Below are 10,102 nucleotides of genomic sequence, written 5' to 3' on the forward strand. Positions count from 1 at the left end.
CGCCTATGCCGACCAGACCCTGAGCCCGGCGGCACAGGCCCTGGACACCGCCTCCGGTGGTCGCCTGTCGGCCCTGGTGGCCCGCGGCGATGTCGGCGGCAAGACCGGCGCCACCACCCTGCTGCACGACCTGCCCGGCGTCAACGCGCCGCGCGTGCTGGTGGTCGGGCTCGGCGAGCCGGCCAAGTTCGGCGTCCCGCAGTACCTCAAGGCGGTGGGCGATGCCAGCCGCGCGCTCAAGAGCGGGGTCAACCACCACGCGCTGCTGACCCTGACCGAGATCGAGGTCAAGGGCCGCGATGCCGCCTGGAACATCCGCCAGGCCATCATCACCGCCGACCACGCGGCATACCGCTACAGCGCCACGCTGGGCAAGAAGAAGGTCGAAGCGCCGGGCCTGACCCAGCTGGCCATCGCCGGCACCGACACCCAGGCGCTGGCGCAGGGCCAGGCCATCGCCGCCGGCGTGCAGTACGCCCGCGAGCTGGGCAACCTGCCGCCGAACTTCTGCACCCCGGCCTACCTGGCCGAGTCCTCGGTGACGTTCGCCCAGGCCCACGAGGGTGCCGAAGCGGAGATCCTGGACGAGCACCAGATGGAAGCGCTTGGCATGGGCTCGCTGCTGGCCGTGGCCCGTGGCTCGGCCAACCGCCCGCGCCTGGTGGTGCTGAAGTGGAGCAACGGCGGCGACGCCAAGCCCTACGTGCTGGTCGGCAAGGGCATCACCTTCGATACCGGTGGCGTCAACCTGAAGACCCAGGGCGGCATCGAAGAGATGAAATACGACATGTGCGGCGGTGCCAACGTCATCGGCACCTTCGTCGCGGCGGTCACCGCCAAACTGCCGCTGAACCTGGTGGTGGTGGTGCCGGCGGTGGAAAACGCCATCGACGGCAACGCCTACCGCCCGTCGGACGTGATCACCTCGATGTCGGGCAAGACCATCGAAGTGGGCAATACCGACGCCGAAGGCCGCCTGATCCTGTGTGACGCCCTCACCTACGCCCAGCGCTTCGAGCCGGCCGCGCTGGTCGACGTGGCCACCCTGACCGGCGCCTGCCTGGTCGCGCTGGGCCACCAGACCGCCGGCCTGATGACCAAGCATGACGACCTGGCCAACGAACTGCTGGCCGCTGGCGAGCACGTGTTCGACCGCGCCTGGCGCCTGCCGCTGTGGGACGAATACCAGCCGATGCTGGATTCCAGCTTCGCCGACGTCTACAACATTGGCGGTCGCTGGGCCGGTGCGATCACCGCCGGCTGCTTCCTGTCGCGCTTCACCGACGGCCAGCGCTGGGCCCACCTGGACATCGCCGGCGTGGCCAGCGACGAAGGCAAGCGCGGCATGGCCACCGGTCGTCCGGTCGGCCTGCTGAGCCAGTGGCTGCTGGACCAGGTCGCCCGCGCCTGATGCCCTGCCCGATCGCGGCCGCCTGGCGGTGGCCGCGATCCCGCCCGGCCTGGCGCCGGGTTCTCCCTCCGCTCCAGGCCCTGCCATGTCCCGTGCTGATTTCTACCTGATCGCCAAGCCCCGCTTTCTGACCGAGCCCTTGCGCCTGGTCTGCGAACTGGCCCGCAAGGCCAACGACGCCGGGCTGTTCACCCTGGTGCTGGCACGCGACCAGGCCCAGGCCGAGGAGCTGGACGAGCTGCTGTGGGCGTTCGACAACGACGCCTACATCCCGCATCAGATCGCCGGCGAAGACATGGACGAGGAAGAGGCACTGGTGCTGATCGCCGTGCCCGGCACGCCAGCCCCGGCGCGCCCGCTGGTGATCAACCTGCGCGATGACCCCTACCTGGCCGAGTGCGACCGCGTGCTGGAAGTGGTACCGGCCGACCCGGAAGCGCGCGAGCCGTTGCGCGAGCGCTGGCGCCAGTACAAGGCGCTGGGCTTTGACCTGAACAAGTACGACATGTAACCCGCGCGGCGCCCCTCGGGCCGCCGCCGCACCCGGAGCCTCTTGATGCGCCTGTTGATCGCCCTGATCTTCCCCTGGTTCGCCTTCTTCACCATCGGCCGCCCGATCGCAGGCATCCTCTGCCTGATCCTGCAGATCACGCTGATCGGCTGGCTGCCCGCCGCGATCTGGGCCGCCTACGCGGTCTCGCAGTTCCATACCGACCAGAAGATCCGTCGCGCCCTCGGGCGCTGAACTTCCGGCACCCCACCTTTCGTCTTCGATCCTGGTTCCCGCATGACCCAACTCGCCCCCAGCTACGACCCCAAATCCTTTGAAACCGAGTTGTACGACTCGTGGGAGAAGGCCGGCCATTTCAAGCCGTCCGGCAAGGGCGAGCCGTACACCATCCTGCTGCCGCCGCCGAACGTAACCGGCACGCTGCACATGGGCCATGCCTTCCAGCAGACCCTGATGGACGCGCTGGTGCGCTATCACCGCATGCGCGGCTACGACACGTTGTGGCAGGTGGGAACCGACCACGCCGGCATTGCCACCGAGATGGTGGTCAGCCGCAACCTGGCGCTGGCCGGCCAGGGCGAGACCCGCGATTCGCTGGGCCGCGAGGGTTTCATCGAGAAGGTGTGGGAATGGAAGGCGCAGTCCGGTGACACCATCGAGCGCCAGATGCGCCGCCTGGGCACCTCCAGCGACTGGTCGCGCAGCACCTTCACCATGGACCCGCAGCCGTCCGAGGCGGTGATCGAAGCCTTCGTGCGCTGGCACGAGCAGGGCCTGATCTACCGTGGGCAGCGCCTGGTCAACTGGGACCCGGTGCTGAAGACGGCCATTTCCGACCTGGAAGTGGAAAGCGTGGAAGAAGACGGTTTCCTGTGGTCGATCAGCTACCCGCTGGCCGATGGCAGCGGCACCCTGACCGTGGCCACCACGCGTCCGGAAACCATGCTGGGCGACACCGCGGTCATGGTGCACCCCGAAGACGAACGCTATGCGCACCTGATCGGCAAGATGGTGAAGCTGCCGCTGACCGACCGCGAGATTCCGGTGATCGCCGATGACTATGTCGACCGTGCGTTCGGCACCGGCGTGGTCAAGGTCACCCCGGCGCACGACTTCAACGATTACCAGGTCGGCGTGCGCCACAACCTGCCGATGATCAACCTGTTCACCCCGACGGCGGCGATCAACGACAACGCCCCGGAAAAATATCGCGGGCTGGACCGTTACGAAGCGCGCAAGGTGATCCTGGCCGAGCTCGAAGACTTCGGCATCCTGGTCGAAACCAAGGCGCACAAGCTGCAGGTGCCGCGGGGCGATCGTACCCAGCAGGTGATCGAGCCGTACCTGACCGACCAGTGGTTCGTGAAGATGGACGTGCTGGCCAAGCGCGGCCTGGAGCTGGTGGAGAACGGGTCGATCCAGTTCGTGCCGGCCAACTGGATCAACACCTACCGCCACTGGATGGAGAACATCCAGGACTGGTGCATCAGCCGCCAGCTGTGGTGGGGCCATCGCATCCCGGCGTGGTTCGACGAGGCGGGCAACTGCTACGTCGGTCGCGACGAAGCCGAGGCACGCGCGAAGAACAACCTTGCCGCCGATGTCGCCCTGCACCAGGACAGCGACGTGCTGGAGACCTGGTTCTCCTCGCAGCTGTGGCCGTTCTCCACCCTGGGCTGGCCGAACGAGCAGGCGATGGACGCGCGCGGTTTCGAGCGCTACCTGCCCTCGGCGGTGCTGGTCACCGGCTTTGACATCATCTTCTTCTGGGTGGCCCGCATGATCATGGCCACCGACAGCTTCACCGGGAAGATTCCGTTCAAGGACATCTACATGACCGGCCTGATCCGCGATGCGCAGGGTCAGAAGATGTCCAAGTCCAAGGGCAACGTGCTCGATCCGTTGGACATCATCGACGGCATCTCGCTCGAGGACCTGATCGCCAAGCGCACCACCGGGCTGATGAAGCCCAAGGACGCGCCGAAGATCGAGAAGGCCACCCGCCGCGAATTCCCCGAGGGCATCATCGCCCACGGTGCCGATGCGCTGCGCTTCACCATCGCCGCGCTGGCCACCCACGGCCGCGACATCAAGTTCGACATGAGCCGCGCCGAGGGCTACAAGAACTTCTGCAACAAGCTGTGGAACGCCAGCCGCTTCACCCTGATGAACACCGAGGGCAGCAGCTTCACCGGCGTGCCGCAGCCGCGCACCGATGCCGAGCGCTGGATTCTGTCGCGGCTGGCGGCGGTGTCGACCGAGGCGCAGACGCACTACGCCAACTACCGCTTCGACCTGCTCGCGCAGTGCCTGTACGAGTTTGCCTGGAACGAGTTCTGCGACTGGTTCCTGGAACTGACCAAGCCGGCGCTCAACGGTGCCGATGCCGACGATGCCAACAGCACCCGCCACACCCTGCTGTACGTGCTCGAAGCGCTGCTGCGCCTGCTGCACCCGCTGACCCCGTTCGTCACCGAGCAGCTGTGGCGCCAGGTCGCCCCGCGCCTGGGCATCACCGAGGACACCCTCTCGCTGCGTCCGTACCCGACCGCCGAGGAGTTCGCCGGGGATTTCGCCCGCGCCGAGGCCGACGTGGAATGGGTGAAGTCGATGGTCAACGCGCTGCGCCGCGTGCGCAGCGAATTGAACGTGCCGCCGTCCAAGCAGGTCAGCCTGCTGCTGCAGGGGGGCAACGACGACGACCGCGCGCGCATGACCCGCTTCACCTCCTCGCTGTCCTTCCTGCTCAAGCTGGAGCGCATCGAGTGGCTGGCCAACGGCAGTGACACCCCGCCGGCCGCAGCCGCGATCGTGGGCGATCTGACCTTGCTGGTGCCACTGGAGGGCTTGGTCGACCTGGGCGCCGAACGCGCGCGCCTGGACAAGGAAATCGCCCGGGTGGAGTCGGAGAAGGAAAAGAGCGAGACCAAGCTGGCCAAGTTCACCGACAAGGTGCCGGCGGCGGTGGTCGAACAGGAGCGCGTGCGCCTGGTCGAATGGACCGCCCAGCTGGACGGCCTGCGCGGACAGCGCGCGAAGCTGTAATCGCCGGGAAGCCACCCGGATACCGGAACACGGCGTGGGTTGGAGGTAGAGCCACCCCATGGGTGGCTGCTCTCCGTGGCGGGTTACGTGCAGCCACCCGTGGGGTGGCTCTACCAGGGTTGCGTGCAGCCACCCATGGGGTGGCTCTACCAGGGTTACGTGCAGCCACCCGTGGGGTGGCTCTACCAGGGTTACGTGTAGCCACCCGTGGGGTGGCTCTGCCCGGATTACGTGCAGCCACCCGTGGGGTGGCTCTACCGCGGCGATGTTGGGCGCCACCGCGCATCTGCGGCATCATGCGGGTTCGTCCACGCAATGACTGCCTGCCGACACGATGTCGCTCTCCATTTTCTGCATCGTGCTGTTCGCCGCGCTGCTGCATGCCAGCTGGAACGCCATCGTCAAACGCGGCGCCGACACGCTGCTGACCACGATCCTGGTCACCGGCTCGGCGGCGATCCTCGCTGCGATCGGCCTGCCGTTCCTGCCCGCCCCCGCAGCGCAGAGTTGGCCGTGGCTGGCCGCGTCCACCGGGTTGCAGGTCATCTACTACGTACTGGTCGCCCGCACCTACCAGCTGACCGACATGAGCGCGTCCTACCCGCTGATGCGAGGCTGCGCGCCGATCCTGGTCGCGCTGGTGGGCACGTTGTTTATCGACGAGCGTCTGGCATGGATCGCCTGGGCCGGCATCGCGCTTATCTGCGCCGGCATCCTGTGCATGACGCGTGGCATCTCACGCCAGCACCTGTGGCTGCCACTGCTCAACGCCGGCGTCATTGCCACCTACACCCTGGTGGATGCCTGGGGCACGCGTCACTCCGGTGCGGCGCTGAGCTACACGCTGTGGCTGTTCCTGTTGTCGGGCTTGCCGTTGCCGGTCTGGGCGCTGTGCACGCGTGCCGCGGCGCTGCGCACGTATGCGCGTGCCAACTGGCAGTACGGGGTGGTCGGCGGCGTCGGCACCCTCACCTCCTACGCGCTGGCGCTATGGGCGATGACGGTCGCCCCGGTGGCGATGATTTCCGCCCTGCGCGAAACCTCGATCCTGTTCGGCATCCTGATCTCGGCGTTCATCCTGCATGAGCGGGTCACCCGGCAGCGCTGGATCGCGGCGGGCTTGATCGTGCTGGGTGCGGCGGTGTTGCGGCTCGCTTGACGCACACGATGCACCCACGGCCCAGCGCCAGACGCAGAGGTAGCCAGGGAAGGCAATGATGGTAGAGCCGAGCCATGCTCGGCTGTCGCAGCGCAGCTGCGGCAAACCGGTCGAGTGGGTCATGGTGGAGCAGCCGAGCATGGCTCGGCTCTACCGGGTTCGTGTCGGCCTCCGATGTCCGTACCGTTACAGCGGCGGCATCGTCTGGATATCGTCGTCCACCAGTTCCATCGCCATCACCAGCGCGTCCTCGCGTCCTTCGCGGGCCGGGTAATAGCGCGGGCGGCGGCCGATTTCGTTGAAGCCTTCGCTGTGGTACAGCGCCACCGCCGGCGTATTGGAGGGTCGCACTTCGAGGAACACGCGCTGCGCGCCCTGGTCGCGGGCCAGCTTGACCAGCGCGCGGAACAGATAGCGCCCCAGGCCGCGCGACTGATTCTGCGTGTCGACGCAGACGTTGAGCACGTGCGCCTCGTCGGCGGCGATGCTCAGTACGCCATAGCCGACCAGCACGCCGTCGTCTTCCAGTGCCAGCGCCGGGTAGCCGGCGCGCAGGCAGTCCACGAAGATGCCGCGGGTCCACGGGAAGGGATAGCCGCGCAGCTCGATCGGCATCACCGCATCGATGTCCGCCTCGCGCAGCGCGCGCAGGGACAGCGGACGGGGTGAGCTGACCGCGCTCACGCACGGCCCCGCTTGCGCAGGGCCCGCAAGTGCGGCCACAGCGCGCGCTTGGCAGCGGCATTGCCGCGCAGTTCCTCCAGGTTCCAGCCGGCCATCAACGCCTGCGTTTCCGGTTCGGACGGATTGCAGCCGGATGCCCTCAGCAGCGCGATCTGCAGCCGGTCGGGCATGCGCACTGCCGGACGGCGTCCGGCTGGCGCGCGCTCGCGTACCGGGCCGGCCACCGGTGCGGGCGCGTCGACCCGGGTCGGGGCGCTGCGCCGCGGCGGCGGCGGCGCCACCTCGGCCGGTGCCTGCGCGGCATCCGGTGCCGGCGCGGCGACCACGCTCAATTCAATCGGTGCCTGCGCGGGCACGTCTTCGATCTGCCCGTCGACAAACACCGTGTAGCCCATCGCCTGCAGCCACGACTGCTGCGCCGGGGACCACAGTGGCGGCAGGCCGATATCGCTCACGCGCGCGGCTCGGCCGTCTTGCGGGCGCGCTGCCACAGCCAGTAACCCGGCCCGGACAAGGCGTAGACAATGCCCACCGCGAACAGCACGCGCGGCAGGTCGATGACCATGATGGCGATGGCGATCGGCACCAGGGCCAGCGCCAGGAACGGCACGCGGTCCGAGCGCGGCCCCTTCTCGCCGCTGCCCTTGAAGCTCCAGAAGCGGATCCGGCTGACCATCAGCAGGGCGGCCACCAGGGTCACCCCCAGCGCGACATAGCGCAGCTGGTTGCCGTCCCAGCCCAGGTTGCCATCGGCGAACGCCCAGACGAAGGACATCATCAACCCGGCGGCCGCCGGGCTGGCCAGGCCGATGAACCAGCGCTTGTCGACCACGCTGACCTGGGTGTTGAAGCGGGCCAGGCGCAGCGCGGCGCAGGCCGCATACAGGAACGCCACTGCCCAGCCGACCCGGCCCAGCACCGGATCGTCGAATTTCAGCCACGACAGCGACCAGTGGTACATCACCAGCGCCGGGGCCATGCCGAAACTGACCAGGTCGGCCAGCGAGTCGTACTGCACGCCGAATTCACTGCTGGTGCCGGTCAGGCGGGCGACGCGGCCGTCCAGGCCGTCCATGACCGCCGCCACGAACACCGCGATGGCGGCATTGACGAAGTCGCCGTTGGCCGCCGCGATGATCGCGTAGAAGCCGGCAAACAGGCCGGCGGTGGTGAACAGGTTGGGCAGCAGGTAAATACTGCGCGAGCGCGGCGGGGGTTTCATCTGATCCATACCGGCCAGTTTAGTGGGTGTGGCGGGCTTTGGGGCGGCCCGGCCGCCGGCCGCCCCGGCGACCGCTGCCACCGCCCGGCCTCCCGCCTGTCGCCGCCGGCTTGCCAGCGCCGGGCCAGGATGCTGCAATCGGCGCCCTGACCTTGATGCCGGAGTTGCCATGCGTGCCCTGCCCTCTGTGTGCTGCCTGCTGCTGCTCGCCAGTGCCTCGGCCAGTGCCGGGACCGTCTACAAGTGGAAGGATGCCAACGGCGTCACCCAGTATTCGGAGAAAGCCCCGACCGGGCAGAAGTACGAATCGCGCCAGGTCGAGGGCCGTGATCCGGTCGCCCGCGCGGCCCCGGCGGCGGCGGCGCCGGCCGAATCCAGCGAGTGCACCACCGCGCGCAGCAACCTGACCCTGCTCAACGGCAAGGGCGCGGTCATGCAGGACACCAACGGCGACGGCAAGGCCGACACCGCCCTCACCGACGAACAGCGCGGCGCGCAGAAGAACCTGGCGGACGCGGCCATCAAGGCGTACTGCAAGCCGGCCGGCTGAGTCACGCCAACCCCGGCTCGGCGGGCCCCTGCGGCCTGCACCGCAGCCGTGATGGGCAGGGGAGCGGCTGGGCTGGCAGAATATCGACTTCTGCCGTTCAGCGAAGCCGACGATGCGCCTCTCCCAGTTCCACCTGCACACCACCAAGGAAACCCCCAGCGACGCGGAGCTCACCAGCCACCGCTTGATGCTGCGCGCGGGCATGATCCGCAAGCTGGCCTCGGGGCTGTACACCTGGTCGCCGCTGGGCCTGCGCGTGCTGCGCAAGGTCGAGCGCATCGTGCGCGAGGAAATGGAACGGGCCGGCGCGATCGAATTCCAGATCCCGACCATCCAGCCCAAGGAACTGTGGGAAGCCACCGGGCGTTGGGAGAAGTTCGGTCCGCAGCTGCTGAAGATCAAGGACCGCAAGGAGCAGGTGTTCTGCTACAGCCCCACCGCCGAAGAGGCTGCGGCCGATTTCGCGCGCCAGGAGCTGTCCAGCTACAAGCAGCTGCCGGTCAATTTCTTCCAGATCCAGACCAAGTTCCGCGATGAAATCCGACCGCGCTTCGGGGTGATGCGTTCGCGCGAGTTCCTGATGAAGGACGCCTACTCCTTCCACCTGCACGATGACTGCCTGGTGCGCGAGTACGAGAACATGAAGGCGGCCTACAGCCGCATCTTCACCCGCCTGGGCCTGGACTTCCGCATGGTGCAGGCCGACTCGGGCGCGATCGGTGGCGATGCCTCGCAGGAATTCCATGTGATCGCCGATTCCGGCGAAGACGCGCTGGTGTTCTCCACCGGCTCGGAATACGCAGCCAACATGGAAGCGGCGATCGCCGCCGCCCCCGGCGCGCGTCCRGCGGCCAGCGAGGCACAGCGCAAGGTTGAAACGCCCACCCAGAAAACCTGCGAAGCTGTGGCGGCGCTGCTTGGGCTGGGCCTGGAGCGCACCGTAAAGTCGATCGCGATCATGAGCGAAGGCGGTTTCGTGCTGGCGCTGGTGCGCGGCGACCATGAGGTCAACGAAATCAAGCTGGGCAAGGTGGACGGTCTGCAGGGCTACCGCATGGCGGGCGAGGCGGAGATCGCGGCGCACCTGGGCAGCGAGCCGGGCTTCCTGGGCCCGCTCAACCCGGCCCAGCCGATCCGCATCGTCGCCGACCGCGATGTCGCGGCGCTGGCCGACTTCGTGATCGGCGCCAACGAGACCGGCTTCCACATCGCCGGCGTCAACTGGGGCCGCGACCTGCCCGAGCCGGAAGTGGCCGATATCCGCAATGCGAAGGAAGGCGACCGCGCCGCCGACGGCGGTGAGCTGAAAATCGCACGCGGCATCGAAGTGGGCCACGTGTTCCAGCTCGGCCGTCAGTATGCGCAGGCGCTCAAGGCCACCGTGCTGGATGAGAACGGCAAGGCGGCGGTGATGGCGATGGGCTGCTACGGCATCGGCATCTCGCGCATCGTCGCGGCCGCGATCGAGCAGAACCACGACGAGGCCGGGATCATCTGGCCGGCGGCGATGGCACCGTGGC

General features: G+C 68.1%; 10 protein-coding genes. 7 read left to right on the forward strand and 3 right to left on the reverse strand.

The genetic code is table 11. The annotated features are described in order from the left end of the window. The 5 genes from ACXJKH_RS09130 to ACXJKH_RS09150 form a co-directional block, all read left to right on the forward strand. On the forward strand, positions 1–1,411 hold a 1,411-nt coding region (locus ACXJKH_RS09130), incomplete at its 5' end, for a leucyl aminopeptidase (protein WP_457319187.1). Positions 1,412–1,496: 85 nt separating this feature from the next. Continuing rightward, the gene (locus ACXJKH_RS09135; RefSeq protein ID WP_259207039.1) at positions 1,497–1,922 is read left to right on the forward strand and encodes a DNA polymerase III subunit chi; all 426 of its coding nucleotides are present in this window, start codon (positions 1,497–1,499) and stop codon (positions 1,920–1,922) included. Between the two features lie 45 nt (positions 1,923–1,967). Continuing rightward, entirely contained in the window at positions 1,968–2,156 is a 189-nt protein-coding gene (locus ACXJKH_RS09140; protein ID WP_088432079.1) for a YqaE/Pmp3 family membrane protein, read from the forward strand. A gap of 42 nt (positions 2,157–2,198) precedes the next feature. Next, a complete protein-coding gene (locus ACXJKH_RS09145) occupies positions 2,199–4,967 on the forward strand; it encodes a valine--tRNA ligase (protein WP_457319188.1) in 2,769 nt (922 codons plus the stop codon). A 334-nt stretch (positions 4,968–5,301) separates the two neighbouring features. After that, positions 5,302–6,126: an EamA family transporter gene (locus tag ACXJKH_RS09150; protein WP_457319189.1), complete on the forward strand. Its 825-nt coding sequence runs from the start codon at positions 5,302–5,304 to the stop codon at positions 6,124–6,126. A 186-nt stretch (positions 6,127–6,312) separates the two neighbouring features. On the opposite strand, the gene rimI is transcribed toward ACXJKH_RS09150, so the two are convergent. Genes rimI through pssA form a run of 3 tightly spaced genes read right to left on the reverse strand, consistent with a single transcriptional unit; the run spans position 6,313 to position 8,041 of the window. Continuing rightward, a complete protein-coding gene (gene rimI / locus ACXJKH_RS09155) occupies positions 6,313–6,810 on the reverse strand; it encodes a ribosomal protein S18-alanine N-acetyltransferase (protein WP_256775349.1) in 498 nt (165 codons plus the stop codon). Next, on the reverse strand, positions 6,807–7,265 hold the full coding sequence (locus ACXJKH_RS09160; protein ID WP_457319190.1) for a hypothetical protein: 459 nt from the start codon (positions 7,263–7,265) through the stop codon (positions 6,807–6,809). The genes rimI and ACXJKH_RS09160 overlap by 4 nt, the downstream gene beginning before the upstream one ends. Beyond that, positions 7,262–8,041: a CDP-diacylglycerol--serine O-phosphatidyltransferase gene (pssA, locus tag ACXJKH_RS09165; protein ID WP_256775347.1), complete on the reverse strand. Its 780-nt coding sequence runs from the start codon at positions 8,039–8,041 to the stop codon at positions 7,262–7,264. Before pssA ends, ACXJKH_RS09160 begins: the two co-directional genes overlap by 4 nt. Positions 8,042–8,201: 160 nt before the next feature. Between pssA and ACXJKH_RS09170 the strand changes: the two genes are divergently transcribed. Further along, complete coding sequence (locus tag ACXJKH_RS09170) at positions 8,202–8,582, forward strand: DUF4124 domain-containing protein (protein WP_457319191.1); 381 nt, start codon at positions 8,202–8,204, stop codon at positions 8,580–8,582. 112 nt (positions 8,583–8,694) lie between these two features. Continuing rightward, on the forward strand, positions 8,695–10,102 hold a 1,408-nt coding region (locus tag ACXJKH_RS09175), incomplete at its 3' end, for a proline--tRNA ligase (protein ID WP_457319192.1).

Source organism: Stenotrophomonas sp. P5_B8, from assembly GCF_054049855.1.

What these genes read in the sequence shown, in the direction of transcription:
- ACXJKH_RS09145 (WP_457319188.1), top strand. Translation starts at nt 2,199, where the DNA reads ATGACCCAACTCGCCCCCAGCTACGACCCCAAATCCTTTGAAACCGAG.
- ACXJKH_RS09135 (WP_259207039.1), top strand. Translation starts at nt 1,497, where the DNA reads ATGTCCCGTGCTGATTTCTACCTGATCGCCAAGCCCCGCTTTCTGACC.
- pssA (WP_256775347.1), bottom strand. Translation starts at nt 8,041, where the DNA reads ATGGATCAGATGAAACCCCCGCCGCGCTCGCGCAGTATTTACCTGCTG.
- ACXJKH_RS09170 (WP_457319191.1), top strand. Translation starts at nt 8,202, where the DNA reads ATGCGTGCCCTGCCCTCTGTGTGCTGCCTGCTGCTGCTCGCCAGTGCC.
- ACXJKH_RS09140 (WP_088432079.1), top strand. Translation starts at nt 1,968, where the DNA reads ATGCGCCTGTTGATCGCCCTGATCTTCCCCTGGTTCGCCTTCTTCACC.
- ACXJKH_RS09150 (WP_457319189.1), top strand. Translation starts at nt 5,302, where the DNA reads ATGTCGCTCTCCATTTTCTGCATCGTGCTGTTCGCCGCGCTGCTGCAT.